26 protein-coding genes and 1 pseudogene are annotated in these 16682 nt (G+C 64.2%); 1 reads left to right on the top strand and 26 read right to left on the bottom strand.

The window, feature by feature from the left end:
* Nucleotides 1–47: 47 nt before the first annotated feature.
* Nucleotides 48–461: a winged helix-turn-helix transcriptional regulator gene (locus tag DW352_RS03100; protein WP_115688442.1), complete on the bottom strand. Its 414-nt coding sequence runs from the start codon at nt 459–461 to the stop codon at nt 48–50.
* Nucleotides 462–589: 128 nt separating this feature from the next.
* Here DW352_RS03100 and DW352_RS03095 point away from each other — a divergent pair, with 128 nt between their 5' ends.
* Nucleotides 590–1606, top strand: a complete 1017-nt coding sequence (locus DW352_RS03095) for a zinc-binding alcohol dehydrogenase family protein (RefSeq protein ID WP_115694212.1) — start codon at nt 590–592, stop codon at nt 1604–1606.
* Between the two features lie 49 nt (nt 1607–1655).
* Here the strand turns inward: DW352_RS03095 and DW352_RS03090 are convergent, their stop codons facing one another.
* The 25 genes and pseudogenes from DW352_RS03090 to rplB form a co-directional block, all read right to left on the bottom strand.
* Nucleotides 1656–2507 carry a c-type cytochrome gene (locus DW352_RS03090; RefSeq protein WP_170153514.1) on the bottom strand — a complete coding sequence of 284 codons (852 nt, stop codon included), beginning with the start codon at nt 2505–2507 and terminating at the stop codon, nt 1656–1658.
* Nucleotides 2508–2704: 197 nt separating this feature from the next.
* Nucleotides 2705–3820 carry a cache domain-containing protein gene (locus DW352_RS03085; RefSeq protein ID WP_115688440.1) on the bottom strand — a complete coding sequence of 372 codons (1116 nt, stop codon included), beginning with the start codon at nt 3818–3820 and terminating at the stop codon, nt 2705–2707.
* Between the two features lie 227 nt (nt 3821–4047).
* The gene (rplQ, locus tag DW352_RS03080; RefSeq protein ID WP_115688438.1) at nt 4048–4476 is read right to left on the bottom strand and encodes a 50S ribosomal protein L17; all 429 of its coding nucleotides are present in this window, start codon (nt 4474–4476) and stop codon (nt 4048–4050) included.
* Nucleotides 4477–4625: 149 nt separating this feature from the next.
* Nucleotides 4626–5642 carry a DNA-directed RNA polymerase subunit alpha gene (locus tag DW352_RS03075; RefSeq protein WP_115688436.1) on the bottom strand — a complete coding sequence of 339 codons (1017 nt, stop codon included), beginning with the start codon at nt 5640–5642 and terminating at the stop codon, nt 4626–4628.
* A 121-nt stretch (nt 5643–5763) separates the two neighbouring features.
* Nucleotides 5764–6153, bottom strand: coding sequence for a 30S ribosomal protein S11 (rpsK, locus tag DW352_RS03070; RefSeq protein ID WP_115688434.1), 390 nt, complete (start codon nt 6151–6153; stop codon nt 5764–5766).
* A 56-nt stretch (nt 6154–6209) separates the two neighbouring features.
* On the bottom strand, nt 6210–6584 hold the full coding sequence (gene rpsM, locus DW352_RS03065; protein ID WP_115688432.1) for a 30S ribosomal protein S13: 375 nt from the start codon (nt 6582–6584) through the stop codon (nt 6210–6212).
* Between the two features lie 335 nt (nt 6585–6919).
* Nucleotides 6920–7487 (bottom strand): annotated as a pseudogene (locus tag DW352_RS03060) (adenylate kinase); the annotation flags it as partial.
* On the bottom strand, nt 7484–8815 hold the full coding sequence (gene secY / locus DW352_RS03055; RefSeq protein WP_115688428.1) for a preprotein translocase subunit SecY: 1332 nt from the start codon (nt 8813–8815) through the stop codon (nt 7484–7486). The pseudogene DW352_RS03060 and the gene secY, both read right to left, overlap by 4 nt.
* Nucleotides 8816–8982: 167 nt before the next feature.
* A complete protein-coding gene (gene rplO / locus DW352_RS03050) occupies nt 8983–9516 on the bottom strand; it encodes a 50S ribosomal protein L15 (protein WP_115694210.1) in 534 nt (177 codons plus the stop codon).
* Between the two features lie 123 nt (nt 9517–9639).
* On the bottom strand, nt 9640–9834 hold the full coding sequence (gene rpmD / locus DW352_RS03045) for a 50S ribosomal protein L30 (protein WP_115688426.1): 195 nt from the start codon (nt 9832–9834) through the stop codon (nt 9640–9642).
* 6 nt (nt 9835–9840) lie between these two features.
* Nucleotides 9841–10419, bottom strand: coding sequence for a 30S ribosomal protein S5 (gene rpsE, locus DW352_RS03040; RefSeq protein ID WP_115688424.1), 579 nt, complete (start codon nt 10417–10419; stop codon nt 9841–9843).
* Between the two features lie 12 nt (nt 10420–10431).
* The gene (rplR, locus tag DW352_RS03035; protein WP_115688422.1) at nt 10432–10800 is read right to left on the bottom strand and encodes a 50S ribosomal protein L18; all 369 of its coding nucleotides are present in this window, start codon (nt 10798–10800) and stop codon (nt 10432–10434) included.
* Between the two features lie 12 nt (nt 10801–10812).
* Complete coding sequence (rplF, locus tag DW352_RS03030) at nt 10813–11346, bottom strand: 50S ribosomal protein L6 (RefSeq protein ID WP_115688420.1); 534 nt, start codon at nt 11344–11346, stop codon at nt 10813–10815.
* A complete protein-coding gene (rpsH, locus tag DW352_RS03025) occupies nt 11346–11744 on the bottom strand; it encodes a 30S ribosomal protein S8 (RefSeq protein WP_115688418.1) in 399 nt (132 codons plus the stop codon). The genes rplF and rpsH overlap by 1 nt, the downstream gene beginning before the upstream one ends.
* A 13-nt stretch (nt 11745–11757) precedes the next feature.
* Nucleotides 11758–12063: a 30S ribosomal protein S14 gene (gene rpsN / locus DW352_RS03020; RefSeq protein ID WP_115688416.1), complete on the bottom strand. Its 306-nt coding sequence runs from the start codon at nt 12061–12063 to the stop codon at nt 11758–11760.
* Between the two features lie 47 nt (nt 12064–12110).
* Complete coding sequence (rplE, locus tag DW352_RS03015) at nt 12111–12776, bottom strand: 50S ribosomal protein L5 (RefSeq protein WP_115688414.1); 666 nt, start codon at nt 12774–12776, stop codon at nt 12111–12113.
* On the bottom strand, nt 12769–13095 hold the full coding sequence (gene rplX, locus DW352_RS03010; protein ID WP_115688412.1) for a 50S ribosomal protein L24: 327 nt from the start codon (nt 13093–13095) through the stop codon (nt 12769–12771). Before rplX ends, rplE begins: the two co-directional genes overlap by 8 nt.
* Nucleotides 13095–13463 (bottom strand): 50S ribosomal protein L14, encoded by a 369-nt coding sequence (gene rplN, locus DW352_RS03005; RefSeq protein WP_115688410.1) that lies wholly within the window; start codon nt 13461–13463, stop codon nt 13095–13097. Before rplN ends, rplX begins: the two co-directional genes overlap by 1 nt.
* Before the next feature lie 55 nt (nt 13464–13518).
* A complete protein-coding gene (gene rpsQ / locus DW352_RS03000; RefSeq protein ID WP_115688408.1) occupies nt 13519–13770 on the bottom strand; it encodes a 30S ribosomal protein S17 in 252 nt (83 codons plus the stop codon).
* Nucleotides 13771–13780: 10 nt separating this feature from the next.
* Nucleotides 13781–13993 carry a 50S ribosomal protein L29 gene (gene rpmC, locus DW352_RS02995; protein ID WP_115688406.1) on the bottom strand — a complete coding sequence of 71 codons (213 nt, stop codon included), beginning with the start codon at nt 13991–13993 and terminating at the stop codon, nt 13781–13783.
* 4 nt (nt 13994–13997) lie between these two features.
* Complete coding sequence (gene rplP, locus DW352_RS02990) at nt 13998–14411, bottom strand: 50S ribosomal protein L16 (RefSeq protein WP_115688404.1); 414 nt, start codon at nt 14409–14411, stop codon at nt 13998–14000.
* A gap of 18 nt (nt 14412–14429) precedes the next feature.
* The gene (rpsC, locus tag DW352_RS02985; RefSeq protein WP_115688402.1) at nt 14430–15134 is read right to left on the bottom strand and encodes a 30S ribosomal protein S3; all 705 of its coding nucleotides are present in this window, start codon (nt 15132–15134) and stop codon (nt 14430–14432) included.
* A gap of 10 nt (nt 15135–15144) precedes the next feature.
* Nucleotides 15145–15531, bottom strand: coding sequence for a 50S ribosomal protein L22 (gene rplV / locus DW352_RS02980; RefSeq protein WP_115688400.1), 387 nt, complete (start codon nt 15529–15531; stop codon nt 15145–15147).
* Between the two features lie 25 nt (nt 15532–15556).
* Entirely contained in the window at nt 15557–15835 is a 279-nt protein-coding gene (rpsS, locus tag DW352_RS02975) for a 30S ribosomal protein S19 (RefSeq protein ID WP_115688398.1), read from the bottom strand.
* A 10-nt stretch (nt 15836–15845) separates the two neighbouring features.
* On the bottom strand, nt 15846–16679 hold the full coding sequence (gene rplB, locus DW352_RS02970; RefSeq protein WP_115688396.1) for a 50S ribosomal protein L2: 834 nt from the start codon (nt 16677–16679) through the stop codon (nt 15846–15848).
* Between the last annotated feature and the right edge of the window lie 3 nt (nt 16680–16682).

The raw sequence follows: 16682 nt of genomic DNA, 5'->3' as shown, positions 1-16682 counted from the left end.
CTCAAGTTCCGCTGATATAAGTCGGGCTTCGGGCCGAATGAAGACAATCAACCCCGCGCCCGCCGAGACACCGCCGTCGTGCCAGGCCGCTGGTCCCGCTCCTGCAGATAGGTTTCACCCCAGTCCTGCAGCATCGTCAGCACAGGCCGCAGGCTCTCGCCCAGGGATGACAGGCGGTACTCAACCCGGGGCGGCACCTCGGCAAAGACCGTGCGCACGATCAGGCCGGACTGCTCCAGCTCGCGCAGTTGCTTGGTCAGCATGCGCTGGGTGATGCCGGTCAATCGCTTGCGCAGCACGTTGAAACGCAGCGAGCCGTCCTGCAGGTGGTAGAGGATGACGCCCTTCCATTTGCCGTCGATGAGGTCCAGCACGGCCTCGACCGGGCAGCCGATCGCGCAGTCATAGCTGCGGAGAGTCTTCCTCCGGACGGAGCTCTTAACGGCGGCCGGCGATGGCATTTCAGGGCCCTATCCCTTTGATTCGTCGCAATAGTACCCTTTTGGGTACTAGATACAGAAATAATCCGTACTTGCGGCTAAGGTCGGTATTCGGACATGTGGGAGACTTCATGACCGAGGAAGCGCCCATGAAAGCCGTCGCCTATTCCAAGTCACTGCCGATCAGCGCCGAGGACTCTCTCGTCGACCTCGTCGTCGACAAGCCGGAGCCCGGCCCGCGCGACCTGCGCGTCGCGGTCCGCGCCATCTCCGTCAATCCGGTCGATACCAAAGTCCGGCTGCGCGCCCAGCCGGCCCCTGGCGAACCGCCGAAGATCCTCGGCTATGACGCCGCCGGCGTTGTTGACGCCGTCGGTACCGCCGTCACTCTGTTCAAGCCGGGCGACGAGGTGTTCTACGCCGGGTCGATCAAGCGCCCGGGCACCAACTCCGAATTCCACCTGGTCGACGAGCGCATTGTCGGACACAAGCCCAAGACCCTGTCGTTCGCGCAGGCAGCCGCCCTGCCCCTCACCAGCATCACCGCCTGGGAACTGCTGTTCGACCGGCTTGGCGTCCTGCCCGGCAAGACGCCGGACGACCGCGCCCTGCTCGTCATCGGCGGCGCCGGCGGCGTCGGCTCGATCCTCATCCAGCTGGCGCGGCGGCTGACGGCGCTCACCGTCATCGCCACCGCCTCGCGGCCCGAAACGCAGGATTGGTGCCGCAAGCTCGGCGCGCACCACGTCATCAACCATCGCCAGCCGATGCCCGAACAGCTCAAGGCGATCGGCCACGCCAATGTCGCCCTGATCGCTGGACTGACCAACACCGAACAGCACTATCCGGCCATCGCCGAGATCATCGCGCCGCAAGGCAAATTCGCGCTGATCGACAATCCGACGACGCTCGACGCCAACTTGCTCAAGAGCAAGGCCGCGTCGATCCACTGGGAGCTGATGTTCACGCGCCCGAGCTTTGAGACGCCGGACATGATCGCGCAACACCGCTTGCTCGACGACGTTTCGTCGCTGGTCGACAGCGGCGTGCTGATCACCACCCTTGCGAACGAGATCACCCCGATCAACGCCGCCAATCTCAGGCGCGCGCACGAGATGATTGAAAGCGAACGCAGCATCGGCAAGGTCGTGCTGCACGGCTGGTGAGATGACCACGGCGGCGAGCCAGCCGATCGGGCCGCCGCCACGGGTAACGCTAGTCCTGCGCCGGCACGGTGCGCAGATAAGCGATGACGGCGTCGAGATCCTCGCCCGTCATCTTGCTGTAGTAATGATAGCCCATCGGCGGCTTCAGCGGCTTGCCGTCCTTATCCTTGCCGGTGGTGATCGCCGTTTTGATTTCGGCATCCGTCCAGGCGCCGATGCCTTTCGTCTTGCTTGGCGTGATGTTGCGCGACACCGACTTGCCCCACGGTCCGGGGAATTCCATGCCGCCTTTGCCGAGATCGCCGACGAAGTCCTTGCCGCCGCCCGCCTTGAACGGCGTGTGACACTCCATGCAATGGCCGATGGTCGCGAGATAGAAGCCCTTTTTGAGCTTGTCGCCGTTGATCGTCGCTTCCGTATACGGCTTTTCCGATCCCGGATACGCGTGATGCGGAAGCTGCATCCTGTAGATCGGGTCCGGCACCTTGTTGCTGATCGGCTTGATCGTGCGCAGATAAGCGACGATGGCATTCATGTCGCGATCGCTGATGATGCCGTAGAACGCCGTCGGCATCACTTCGGCGATCTGCACGCCGTTCGGCCGCTTGCCGGTTCGCAGCAACATCTTGATCTGCGCGTCGGTCCACGAACCGATGCCGGTCTCCTTGTCCTGCGTGATGTTGGAAGCGGTCACCTTGAACGGCGGCTCGTCCCAGGAAAGGCCGCCGGAGAACGCCTTCTCCGCGATGTCGCCGGTGGGACCCTTCGGCGTGTGGCAGTTGGCGCAAGTCATGATCGTATTGACGAGATAATCGCCGCGCTTGACCAGATCCGATTGCGCGTAGGCAGACGTCATCAGCGCGGCGCCGAAGGCGCACGCCAGTCCTAATTTGCGAAACATGTCGTTTTCCCCCTGCCCGCCGCCGTTGAGGTCGTGCGGGTCTAGCCACACGCAAATTTAGCGCGTCACGGCGGCACGAGCCACGGGATTCGAATCTTGTCCAGCTGACCTGATTTTTTACGGTCGGAAATAAGACCACGCGCAACCATTAACGGCATGATGAAGCGCCGCCGTCCCCGGCACCCAACAAACAGGCATCAGGCTGCGACCGGGCCCGAGCTGGTGGTTTGCACGGAAGACTCTCTCGCCGCCGGGCCCTGCGCACGACGCACGATCACACCGTACCAGCCGAGCCCCTTATAGGTCTCGTAGCCGGGCGTGACGTGGAAAGCCACGACCGCGCCGGATGCATCTTGATAGTAACCGCTGCTTCGCTTCGCGGCGGCCAGCGGAAAGCGTTCGGTCAAAAGCCCCTGACCGTCCGACGACGCGATGACGCGGAAGTCGGCATCGACCAGCAGCACACGCGCGGCGTCGTCATTGACGCGCACGCCTTGGACGATGGCTCTCGCCTGCGTCTCCCAATCGAAGTGGATCGCGAGAATGCCCAGCGGCTTGCCGCGGGACTGCCCCTTGCTCCGCACACTCGCGCAGTAAGTCGCAACTTGTGCATTGTTGAGCAGCGACTGCCGTTCGACATCGCCCGCCACGTATTCATCGCCGGACTTCAAGGCCAGCGCATCGCGAAACCAGGCCGCGCCGGAAACGTTGCGCCCTTTAACCTTGAACTTGTCGGGCCGGCCATTGGCCAGGATCGTGCCGTCGAGGCTGCACAGCCAGAGATCGAGATAAACCGTATAGGCACCGAGGATCACGCCAAGACGCTCGCTCGCATGCGCGCCGTTCGCCGGATCAGGTGCGGTCGCGCAATCGACCACGGCCGAATCCGTCGCCCACCAACGTACGTCGCAGGTGCGTTCGTAGAGGTTGCGATCCATCAGCTCGATGGCATTGAGCGACAGATCGACCATGCGCTCGCCGGTCGAACGGTCCGCCATCTGGCCGATCGACTTCATCAAGGCGCCGGTGCGCTTGACCAGTTCGGATTCAAGTTCGCGCGCGATGGTCTCGATGCGGTGGCCGACGTCGCTCACTTCCTTCGCCACCACGGCAAAGCCGCGGCCCTGCTCGCCGGCGCGCGCACTTTCGACCAGCGCGTTGAGCGACAGCATCTTCATGTCCGCGGTGATGCCGCGGATCGCCGAGGCCTTATCGCAGGCAATCTGGTTCACCTCCGCGGTCAGACGCGCGGTGAGCGCGGACACGTCCGAAGAGTCTTCACCTGCCGCCCCCGCGTGATCGAGCTGTGCCATTGAAGCCGCCGGAATTGCCACAGAGCACCATCATGAATTGTCGCACGCAGTCCGTGCCGGTGCGTTAACTCGCCGCCAACGGCCATACCGCGCCGTCCGCTGACGTTACGGGCAAAAGCTTGTCCGACGCTGTCTTGAGCTTTGAGCCTGGCCGCGCGCGGCAACCCCAAAAACGAAAAAAGCGGCGCCGAAGCGCCGCTTTCGTATTTCTCAGAACTTCGCCGTGGTTAGGCGGCGACCGTCTCGGCTTCCGCGGTCTGGCCCTGCACCGGGCCCGAGTCCTGGCCCTTGGCATCGACGTCGCGGTCGACGAATTCGATCACCGCCACCGGGGCGGAGTCGCCGTAGCGGAAGCCCGCCTTCATGATGCGGGTGTAGCCGCCGTTGCGCTCTTTGTAGCGCGGGCCGAGCACCTCGAAGAGCTTCTTGACCATGTCGACGTCGCGGACCTGCGAAATCGCCTGGCGGCGGGCATGCAGGCCGCCCTTCTTGGCCAGCGTCACCAGCTTCTCCACCACCGGGCGAAGTTCCTTCGCCTTCGGCAGCGTGGTCATGATCTGCTCGTGCTTGATGAGCGAGGCCGACATGTTGGCGAACATCGCCTTGCGGTGAGCCGGCTTCTTGCCCAGCTTGCGGTGAACCTTACCGTGACGCATCGAACTAATCCTTCTCTCTTCTCTGTGTCACGACGGCTCGTCGGACCTTTCGCTCGGGTGGGCTTCCCGCGTTCGCCCTGGCCTTATGGCCGTTATGATCCCGGGCCTGCAGCGCACCACGCGCGTGCCGCGCTGCGCCCGGGAGGAACTCAGTAATGATCCTCGAAGCGCTTGGCCAGCTCTTCGATGTTTTCCGGCGGCCAGCCCGGCACTTCCATGCCGAGGTGCAGGCCCATCTGCGCCAGCACTTCCTTGATCTCGTTGAGCGACTTGCGGCCGAAGTTCGGCGTGCGCAGCATCTCGGCTTCGGTCTTCTGCACGAGGTCGCCGATGTAGACGATGTTGTCGTTCTTGAGACAGTTGGCCGAACGCACCGACAGCTCGAGCTCGTCCACCTTCTTGAGGAAGGACGGGTTGAAAGCGAGCTCGGGGATCGCCTCGGCGGCCTGCTCCTTGCGCGGCTCCTCGAAGGTGACGAACACGCTGAGCTGGTCCTGCAGGATGCGCGCGGCGAAAGCGAGCGCGTCCTCCGGCGTGACGGCGCCGTTGGTCTCGATCGTCATGGTCAGCTTGTCGTAGTCGAGGATCTGGCCCTCGCGGGTGTTCTCGACCTTGTACGAAACCTTCTTGACCGGCGAATACAGCGAGTCGACCGGGATCAGGCCGATCGGCGCGTCCTCGGGACGGTTACGCTCGGCCGGGACATAGCCCTTGCCGGTGTTGACGGTGAACTCCATGCGGATCTCGGCGCCCTCGTCGAGGGTGCACAGCACGAGGTCCGGATTGAGCACGGTCACGTCGCCGACGGTCTGGATGTCGCCCGCGGTCACGGTGCCCGGGCCCTGCTTCTTCACCACCATGCGCTTGGGGCCTTCGCCCTGCATCTTGATGGCGATGTCCTTGATGTTCAGCACCAGATCGGTCACGTCCTCGCGCACGCCGGCGATCGAGGAGAACTCGTGCAGCACGCCGTCGATATGCACCGACTGCACGGCCGCGCCCTGGAGTGAAGACAGAAGAATGCGGCGCAGCGCGTTGCCGAGCGTCACGCCGAAGCCGCGCTCGAGCGGCTCGGCAACCACGGTGGCGACGCGCGCGGCGTCGTGACCCTGGGTGACCTGGAGCTTGTTCGGCCTGATCAATTCCTGCCAATTCTTTTGGATCACGTTTTCACCTTTTGAGCGGCTGAGGCGTCAAGGGCCTCGCCCATCCCACCCCGCCCAGTGGGGAAAATGTCTCGGCGGTTAAACAGTGGCGCGGGCCCGAGGCCCGCGCACATAAACGCAATCAGACGCGACGACGCTTGCGCGGACGGCAACCATTATGCGGGATCGACGTCACGTCGCGGATCGACGTCACGGTGAAACCCGCCGCCTGCAGCGCGCGCAGCGCCGACTCACGGCCCGAACCCGGACCCGACACCTCGACCTCGAGCGTGCGCATGCCGTGCTCCTGCGCCTTCTTGGCGGCGTCCTCGGCCGCGACCTGCGCGGCGTAAGGCGTCGACTTGCGGGAGCCCTTGAAGCCCATGGTGCCAGCCGACGACCAGGCAATCGCGTTGCCCTGCGCGTCGGTGATGGTGATCATGGTGTTGTTGAACGACGCATTCACATGCGCCACGCCGGAGGCGATGTTCTTGCGTTCGCGCCGGCGGACGCGGGTGGCTTCCTTGGCCATCTAAGTAGTCCTTTCGCGGCCCGCCAGCCTCATCCGGCGCGGGCGATTAAATGTGATCAGGCGGTCTTCTTCTTGCCGGCGATGGTCTTGGCCGGACCCTTGCGGGTGCGCGCGTTGGTGTGCGTGCGCTGGCCACGGACCGGCAGACCCTTGCGGTGACGCAGGCCGCGGTAGCACCCGAGGTCCATCAGCCGCTTGATGTTCATCGCCACGTCACGGCGAAGATCGCCCTCGACCATATAGTCGCGATCGATCAGCTCGCGGATCTGCAACACCTCGGCGTCGGTGAGCTGCGATACGCGGCGCTCCTCCGAGAGGTTCAAAGCCTTGACGATATCCTTGGCGATCTTCGGTCCGATGCCATGAATGTACTGCAGCGCGATGATCACGCGCTTGTTGGTGGGTAGGTTGACACCCGCGATACGAGCCACGAATTGCTCTCCTGTTACCGGCCAAGCGCGCGGCGCGCGCCAAATTCTTGTGCACCCTCAACGGGATAACACAAAACATAACACGACACCCGGCCCAGCCGCCCTGGGACCCGGCGTCGCGTCAAACTCCTGGATTCGATGTCTATTAAGGGATTCATCGCGCCCTCGTCAACCTCCGCTTGACGTGGGCTTCGACAACCCGCGCTTCAGCCGCGTGCGCGGGACGTGGCGTTCCGCCATTTCCGAATTCGCACCCGCAAAGGTTGAAATAACTTCAGAGCGCACCTTAGCCACCAGCCGGCTGGCCGCCGCCTGGACCTTGCCCGGCTTCAGCAGGCCATCGATGGCGCCCGTCACCGCGTCGATCGGCGCCATGCCGTCCACGGTCTTGAGCTGGCCCTTTTGGGCATAGAAAGCCGCCAATGGCGCCGTCTGGACCCGATAGGCCTCGAGGCGGCCCTTGAGCACCTCAGGCTTGTCGTCGGCACGGACCTTCTCGCCCCGGGCGGTCATTTCGGCGACCCGGTTCTCGATGCGCTTGAGGAGAATGCCCTCGTCGACCTTGAGCTCGATCACGGCATCGAGCTTGAGGCCGCGGTCGGCCAGGAGCTTATCGAGCGCCTCGGCCTGCGGCACCGTCCTCGGGAACCCGTCGAGCACAAAACCGCGCTTGGCGTCCGGCTGGTCGATCCGGTCGGCGATGATCGCCACCACGACCTCGTCCGGCACAAGCTGGCCGGCTTCCATGATTGCCTTCGCCCGCTGGCCGACCGGCGTACCGGCAGCCACGGCCGCACGCAGCATGTCACCGGTCGAAAGCTGTACGATCTTGTGCTTTTCGACCAGCCGCTGCGCTTGTGTGCCCTTCCCCGCCCCCGGCGGGCCGAGCAGGATCAGTCTCATCGATTGCGCCCCCGCAATTTCGACCGCTTGATCAAGCCTTCGTATTGATGGGCCAGCAAGTAGCCCTGGATCTGCGCCACGGTATCCATGGTGACGCTGACGACGATCAGCAGCGACGTGCCGCCGAAATAGAACGGCACCGCCGCGTAGGAGATCAGGATCTCCGGAATCAAACACACGATCGACAGATAAAGCGCGCCGATCACGGTGATGCGCGACAGCACATAGTCGATGTATTCGGCCGTGCGCTCGCCCGGACGAATGCCCGGAATGAAGCCGCCATGCTTCTTGAGATTGTCCGCGGTCTCGGTCGGGTTGAAGACGATCGCGGTGTAGAAGAAGGCGAAGAAGATGATGAGCGCGATGTAGAGCACCAGGAACAGCGGCCGGCCATGGCCGAGCAGCGTGGTGATCGTGGTGAGCCAGTTCGGACCGCTGCCGGCGTTGAAGTTCGCCACCGTGGTCGGCAGCAACAGCAGCGACGATGCGAAGATCGGCGGAATGACGCCCGACGTGTTCAGCTTGAGCGGCAGATGCGAGGACTGCCCCTCGAACATGCGGTTGCCGACCTGGCGCTTGGGATACTGGATCAGCAGCCGGCGCTGGGCGCGCTCCATGAACACGATGAAGGCGATAACCGCGACCGCCATCACGATGATCACCAGAATAAGGCCGGTCGAGATCGCGCCCTGGCGGCCGAGTTCGAGCGTGCCGGCGATCGCGGACGGCAGCTCGGCGACGATGCCGGAGAGAATGATCAGCGAGATGCCGTTGCCGATGCCGCGGGCGGTGATCTGCTCACCGAGCCACATCAGGAACATCGTGCCGCCGGTCAGCGTGATCGTGGTCGAGATCAGGAAGAACAGGCCGGGATTGGCCACGACATTGCCCGAGCCCTGCAAGCCGACGGCGATGCCGTAGGACTGGAAAGCCGCCAGCACCACGGTCAGATACCGCGTGTACTGGTTCATGATCTTGCGGCCCTGCTCGCCCTCTTTCTTGAGCGCTTCGAGCGTCGGCGAGACCGTGGTCAGTAGCTGAACGATAATCGATGCCGAGATGTACGGCATGATATTCAACGCGAAGATCGCCATGCGGTGGATGCCACCGCCGGAGAACATGTTGAACATGCCGAGGATGCCGCCGGACTGCGTCTGGAAGAGCTGCTCCCAGGCGGCCGGGTCGATGCCGGGCAACGGAATATAGGTGCCGAGGCGGTAGACGAGCAGCGCGCCGACCGTGAACCAAATACGCTTCTTGAGCTCTTCGGCTTTGGCGAGCGCCGAGAAATTGAGATTGGCCGCCAGTTGTTCCGCCGCCGAAACCATCAGTCCGCTCCTGCCGCCGCGCCCTGTCGCTGCCAGCGCCTGAATGGCCTTGAGGCCGTCAGGATAGTCCGTTCTGGCAAAGCCTTAGATAGGCATTGCCGTCAGTTCTTGTAGCCGGTCGCCGCCGGCGACACCCGGTGCCGGATGCCGCACCGCCGCCAGGCCAATTACGCCTTGGCGGCTTCCTTCGCCTTGCGCGCGTTCTTGCCCTTCGGCTCCTCGTCGGTCTCTTCGACCGCCGGCGCCAGGATCTTGACGCTGCCGCCGGCCTTCTCGACCGCCGCCACCGCCGACTTCGACGCCCCGAAGACCTCGAACGCAACCTTGGCCTTCAGCTCGCCCTGGCCGAGCAGCTTCACGCCGTCCTTGGCGCGGCGCATCAGGCCAGCCTTGACCAGCGCCTCGGCGTTCACCGGGCTCTTGGCATCGAGCGTGCCCGCGTCGATCGCCGCCTGGACCTTGCCGAGATTGATCTCGTTGAGGCTCAGCTGGAACGACGTGTTGCGGAAGCCGCGCTTCGGCAGGCGGCGATGCAGCGGCATCTGGCCGCCCTCGAAGCCCTTGATGCGCACGCCCGTACGCGCGGTCTGACCCTTGCCGCCGCGGCCGCCGGTCTTGCCCTTGCCGGAGCCGATGCCGCGGCCGAGGCGCGTGCGCTTCTGGCGCGCGCCGGCATTGTCGGCGATCTGGTTCAGTTTCATCGTCTTGTCCTCGACCCTGTCGATTGTCATGGCCGGGCTCGTGCCGGCCATCTCGCTTAGGAAGGCAAAGCCCTGCCCGCCTTATCGGGGTCACCGGGACGAACCCGGTGACGACAGAATTTATTACTTCGCCTCGCCGACCACGCGGACGAGGTGCTGCACCTTGCGGATCATGCCGCGCGTCGCCGGATTGTCCGGCAGATCCTTGACGCGACCGATCTTGTTGAGACCGAGCCCGATGAGGGTCGCACGCTGGTCGTTGCTACGACGCAGCGGGCTGCCCACCTGCTCCACCTTGATGGTCTTGCTTTGAGCCATGACCGATTACTCCGCCGTCGCCTCGGCCTCGCCGCCTTCGCGACGACGCGACTGCAGCGTGGACACCTTGATGTTGCGGCGCGCCGCGACCGAACGCGGCGAGTCCTGGTTCTTCAGCGCATCGAACGTGGCGCGCACGACGTTGTACGGGTTCGACGAACCGAGCGACTTCGCCACCACGTCCTGCATGCCGAGCGTTTCGAACACGGCGCGCATCGGACCGCCGGCGATGATGCCGGTGCCCGGAGGGGCCGCGCGCAGGAACACCTTGCCCGCGCCGTGACGGCCGAGCACGTCGTGATGCAGCGTACGGCCTTCGCGCAGCGGCACGCGGGTCAGCGAGCGCTTGGCGCCTTCGGTCGCCTTGCGGATCGCTTCCGGCACTTCGCGCGCCTTGCCGTGGCCGAAGCCGACGCGGCCCTTCTGATCGCCGACGACGACGAGCGCCGCGAAACCGAAGCGCTTGCCGCCCTTCACCACCTTGGCGACGCGGTTGATGTGGACGAGCTTGTCCGTGAACTCGCTGTCGCGCTCTTCACGATCGCGACCACCGCGCTCACGATCTCGTCGAGGTTCATGTGCCATGGGTTCGTTCCGTTAGAAGTTGAGACCGCCCTCACGGGCGGCATCGGCCAGCGCCTTGACGCGGCCGTGATAGATGTAGCCGCCGCGATCGAACACGACGTCCTTGAAGCCCTTGGCGGTCGCGCGCTCGGCCAGCAGCTTGCCGACGGTCTTGGCCGCCTCGATGTTGGCCCCCGTCTTGCTCGCCTCACGCAGCGACTTTTCCAGCGACGAAGCAGCGGCGACGGTCTCGCCCTTGAGATCGTCGATGAGCTGGGCGTGGATGTGCTTGGACGAACGGAACACCGAAAGGCGCAGACGTCCGCTGGTGATGCCGGCAAGCTTGACCTTGCGTCGCACCGACGCAGTCCGCCGCGCGGCCCGGTCTTTGATTTTCGACATGCGAGGTCCCTCTTACTTCTTCTTGCCTTCCTTGCGGAAGATGTACTCGTTGGCGTACTTGACGCCCTTGCCCTTGTACGGCTCCGGCGGACGGTAGCCACGGATCTCCGCCGCCACCTGCCCGACCTGCTGCTTGTCGATGCCGGCAATGACGATTTCCGTCGGCTTCGGCGTCGCGATCGTGATGCCGGTCGGGATCGGATAGTTCACGTCGTGCGAGAAGCCGAGCTGCAGGTTGAGCTGCTTGCCCTGCACCGCCGCGCGATAACCGACGCCGGTGATCTCGAGCTTCTCTTCGAAGCCCTTGGTGACGCCGGTGACGAGGTTCGACACCAGCGTGCGCGACGTGCCCCACAGCGAACGGGCGCGCTTGCTCTCGTCGCGCGGCGCGACCTTGATCGCCGCCTTGTCCATGGACACGACGACGTCGTCGTGCAGCACGAGCTGCAACGCCCCCTTGGGGCCTTTCATCTTGACGGTCTGGCCTTCCACGTTGGCGGTGACGCCAGACGGGATGCTAACCGCGCGTTTGCCGATACGAGACATCAGAACACCGTGCAGAGAATTTCGCCGCCGACGTTCGCATCGCGAGCGTCGTGGTCGGCCATCACGCCCTTCGGCGTCGAGACGATGGCGACGCCAAGGCCGTTGTTGATGCGCGGCAGCGCCTTGACCGAAGCGTAGACGCGGCGGCCGGGCTTGGAGACACGCTCGATCTCGCGGATCACGGGCGTGCCGTCGAAATACTTGAGCTCGATCTCGAGCTCGCTGCGGCCGTTGGCATGCGCGACGCTGGTATAGCCGCGGATGTAGCCTTCGGTCTTGAGCACCTCGGCGACGCGCTCGCGCTGCCGGGAACCCGGCATCGAGACCTTCGACTTGTTCCGCAGCTGCGCGTTGCGGATGCGGGTGATCATATCACCGATCGGATCGTTCACGGACATATCGCGTCCCTCCTCACCAGCTCGACTTCACGAGGCCAGGAATGAGGCCGTTGGAGCCGAGGTCGCGCAGCGCGATACGGCTGAGCTTCAGCTTCCGGTAGAAGGCGCGCGGGCGCCCGGTGAGCTCGCAGCGATTGCGAATGCGGGTGCGCGAGGAGTTGCGCGGCAGCTCGGCGAGCTTGAGCGACGCGGCGAAACGCTCCTCGAGGTCCACGTTCTTGTCCTGCACGATCTTCTTGAGCTTCGCGCGGCGGTTCGCGAAAGACTTGGCCATCTTCCGCCGCCGGTTGTTCTTCTCAATCGAACTCTTCTTCGCCATACGTTATCGCTCCTTGCGGTTCCGCGTATGAGGTGCCGAAGCGGCCCTCACTGCCGGAACGGGAAGTTGAATGCCGCCAGCAGCGCGCGCGCTTCGTCGTCGGTTTGCGCGGTGGTGCAGACGGTGATGTCCATGCCCCAGGAATCGGTGACCTTGTCGAAGTCGATTTCCGGGAACACGATGTGTTCCTTGATGCCCAGCGAGTAGTTGCCGCGGCCGTCGAAGCTCTTCGGGTTCAGTCCGCGGAAGTCGCGGATGCGCGGCAGCGCCACGTTCACGAGGCGGTCGAGAAAGTCGTACATGCGCTTCTTGCGCAGCGTGACCTTGGTGCCGATCGCCTGGCCGTCGCGCAGCTTGTAGTTCGCGATCGACTTGCGCGACTTGGTGATGACCGACTTCTGGCCGGCGATCTGCGTGAGATCGGCCGACGCGTTGTCCACCTTCTTGCGGTCGGCCACGCCCTCGCCGATGCCCATGTTGATCACGACCTTCGTGATCTGCGGCACCTGCATGACGTTCTTGTAGCCGAACTTCTCGGTCATCTCCTGACGCACGACCTTGTCGTAGTGCGTGCGCAGACGCGCGACGTAATCCGACTTCTCGCGCGGTGCCTTGGCCTTGGCCTCGCCCGCTTCCTTCGGCGCGCCCTTCGGAGCCTTGGCGGCCGCCTTCGGCGCCTTGGCCTTCTTGGTTTCGGTCTGCGTATCAGCCATCGATTTCAACTCCGGAGCGCTTCGCGACGCGCACCTTCTTGCGGGCATCGCCTTCGCCGACGATCTTGAAGCCGACGCGGGTCGGCTTGCCGTCCTTCGGGTCGGCGACCGCCAGGTTGGAGAGATGGATCGGCCCCTCCTTGGAGATGATCCCGCCCTCCTGCTGCGCCGTCTGGCGCTGGTGGCGCTTGACCATGTTGACGCCGCGCACGAGCGCGCGTCCTTCGGTCGGACGAACTTCGATCACCTCGCCGGAGCGACCTTTGTCGCGGCCGGTGAGCACGACCACCTTGTCGCCTTTGCGGATCTTGGCGGCCATTACAGCACCTCCGGCGCGAGCGAGATGATCTTCATGTGGTTCTTGGCGCGCAGTTCGCGCGGCACGGGCCCGAAGATACGGGTGCCGACCGGCTCGGACTGATTGTTGATCAGCACGGCGGCGTTGCGGTCGAAGCGGATGACCGAACCGTCCGCGCGCTTGATGTCCTTCGAAATACGCACGACGACGGCCTTCATGACGTCGCCCTTCTTCACGCGGCCGCGCGGGATCGCTTCCTTCACGGAAACGACGATCACGTCGCCGATGGTGGCGTATTTGCGCTTGGAGCCGCCGAGCACCTTGATGCACATGACACGGCGCGCGCCGGAATTGTCCGCCACGTCGAGGTTGGTTTGCATCTGGATCATGATGCGGCTCTCATCTTCGTTATGCGCGTTGCGTGAAAATCGTTACGCATGGCGCTTACTGCACTTTCTGCTTCTTCTCGCCCCGGATCACTTCCCAGCATTTCTGCTTGGAAATCGGGCGGCGCTCCTCGATCCACACCAGGTCGCCGACGGCGTACTGATTGGCCTCGTCGTGCGCGTGATACTTCTTCGAGCGGCGAATAACCTTCTTCATCGTCGCGTGAGCAAAGCGGCGGTCCACGCGGACGACCACGGTCTTGTCCTGCTTGTCGCTGACGACCACGCCCTGGAGGGTACGTTTCGGCATCTCTTACCCCTTACTTCTTCGCAGCGGCGCCTTCGGCGGCGCGCTTCTGGGCGGCAATGGTCTTCATCCGCGCAATGTCCTTGCGGATCGTGCGCACGCGCGAGGTGTTCTCGAGCTGGCCGGTCGCCCGCTGGAAGCGCAGGTTGAACTGCTCCTTCTTCAGCTTGAGGACTTCGTCATCGAGCTGATCGAGCGTCATCGCTCTGACATCTACGGCTTTCATGGTCTCACTCGGCGATGCGTTCAATGAAACGGGTCTTGATCGGCAGCTTGGCCGCCGCGAGCGTCAGAGCCTCACGAGCGGTCTCGTGCGGAATGCCGTCGACCTCGAACAGGATGCGGCCCGGCTTGACGCGCACGACCCAAAGCTCCGGCGAACCCTTGCCTTTGCCCATGCGCACTTCGATCGGCTTCTTCGACACCGGAACGTCCGGGAACACGCGGATCCAGACGCGGCCCGCGCGCTTCATGAAGCGCGTGAGGGCACGACGGGCCGCCTCGATCTGACGCGCGGTGACGCGCTCCGGCTCCAGCGCCTTCAGACCGTATTGGCCGAAAGCGAGCGTGGTGCCGCTGGACGCGATACCGTGAATACGGCCCTTGAAGGCCTTGCGGAACTTGGTGCGCTTGGGTTGCAGCATGACTTAACTCTTTTCAGATCACGCGCCGGCGGCGTCGCGGCGCGGACGGCCGCTATCGCCTTCGGCGAGCTTCTTGTCCTGCGCCATCGGATCGTGCTCGAGGATCTCGCCCTTGAAGATCCAGACCTTCACGCCGCAGGTGCCGAAGGTGGTGAAAGCGGTGGCAGTGCCGTAATCGACGTCGGCGCGCAGCGTGTGCAGCGGCACCCGCCCCTCGCGGTACCACTCGAGACGCGCGATTTCCGCGCCGCCGAGACGGCCCGAGCAGTTGATACGGATGCCTTCGGCGCCGAGACGCATCGCCGACTGAACGGCGCGCTTCATGGCGCGGCGGAACGCGACGCGGCGCTCGAGCTGCTGCGCGATCGACTCGGCGACCAGCTTGGCGTCGAGCTCCGGCTTGCGGATTTCGACGATGTTGATGACCACGTCGCTGTCGGTGAGCTTGGCCACCGACTTACGCAGCTTCTCGATGTCCGCGCCCTTCTTGCCGATGACCACGCCCGGACGCGCCGAGTGAATGGTGACGCGGCACTTCTTATGCGGACGCTCGATCACGATATGCGACACCGCGGCCTGCTTGAGCTGCTTCATCAGCTCTTCGCGGATCTTGATGTCTTCGTGCAGCAGGTTGCCGTAGTCGTTCTTGCCGGCGAACCAACGCGAATCCCAGGTGCGGTTGATGCCGAGACGCAGGCCGACCGGATTGATTTTTTGACCCATCGCTAACTCCTCAGGCGCTCGCCTGCGCCTCGACCTGACGAACCACGATCGTCAGGTGCGAGAACGGCTTGAGAATCTTACCCACGCGGCCACGGCCGCGCGGAGAGAAACGCTTGATCACGAGGCCCTTGCCGACATGCGCCTCGGCGACGATCAAATCGTCGACATCGAGGTCATGATTGTTCTCGGCATTGGCGATCGCGGATTCCAGGCACTTGCGCACGTCCCTGGCGATGCGCTTGCGCGAGAACTCGAGATCGGCGAGCGCGCTCGCGACCTTCTTCCCGCGGATCAACTGCGCGACAAGGTTGAGCTTCTGCGGCGAAACCCGCAGCATCTTGCTCACAGCCTTGGCCTCGTTGTCGGCGAGGTCTCTTTCGCGTGCGCGCTTGCCCATGACTAATCTCTATCCCAGTAAATACTTACGAGCGCTTGGCTTTTTTATCGGCCGTGTGACCGTGGAAGATGCGGGTCGGCGAGAACTCGCCGAACTTGTGGCCCACCATCTCTTCGGTCACCGTCACCGGCACGTGCTTCTGGCCGTTGTATACGCCGAAGCTCAGGCCGACGAACTGCGGCAGGATCGTCGAGCGACGGCTCCAGATCTTGATCACATCGTGACGGCCCGACGCGCGTCCGGCTTCTGCCTTCTTGAGCAGATAGCCGTCGACAAAGGGACCTTTCCAAACAGAACGCGTCATCGTTCTCGTCCTACTGCTGCTTCTTCTTGCGGTCGTGTCGGCTGACCACAATGAACTTGTTGGTGCGCTTGTTCTTGCGCGTCTTCATGCCCTTGGTCGGCTGGCCCCACGGGGTGACCCAGTGCTTGCCGCCCTTGGTACGACCGCCGTGCGGATGGTCGACCGGGTTCATCACGATGCCGCGGTTGTGCGGCATGCGACCCTTCCAGCGCTGACGGCCGGCCTTGCCGATCGTCGTGTTCATGTTGTCCGGGTTGGACACCGCGCCGACGGTCGCCATGCAACGGCCGTGCACGAGGCGCTGCTCCGACGTCGACAGACGCAGGATCACGTAGTCCTGGTCGCGGCCGACGATCTGCACGTAGGTGCCGGCCGAGCGGGCGAGCTGACCGCCCTTCCCGATCTTCAGCTCGACGTTGTGCACGATCGTGCCGACCGGAATGCTGCCCAGCGGCAGCGCGTTGCCCGGCTTGATGTCGGCCTTGTCCGACGAGATCACGGTGTCGCCCGGCGCCAGGCGCTGCGGCGCCAGGATGTAGGCGAGCTCGCCGTCCTCGTACTTGATCAGCGCGATGAACGCCGTGCGGTTCGGGTCGTACTCGAGGCGCTCCACCTTCGCCGGCACGTCCTTCTTGGCGCGACGGAAGTCGATGATGCGGTAGGCCTGCTTGTGGCCGCCGCCGCGGAAGCGCGTCGTGATGCGGCCGTGGTTGTTGCGGCCGCCGGTCGAGTGCTGACCTTCGGTGAGCGTCTTGACCGGCGGGCCCTTGTGGAGGCCCGAACGGTCGACGATCACCAGATGGCGCTGGCTCGGCGTCGTGGGATTGTAAGTCTTCAATGCCATAGC

It is taken from the genome of Pseudolabrys taiwanensis (assembly GCF_003367395.1).
In the GTDB taxonomy this organism is placed as follows: domain Bacteria; phylum Pseudomonadota; class Alphaproteobacteria; order Rhizobiales; family Xanthobacteraceae; genus Pseudolabrys; species Pseudolabrys taiwanensis.
This window is presented reverse-complemented; position numbering and strand designations above follow the sequence as displayed.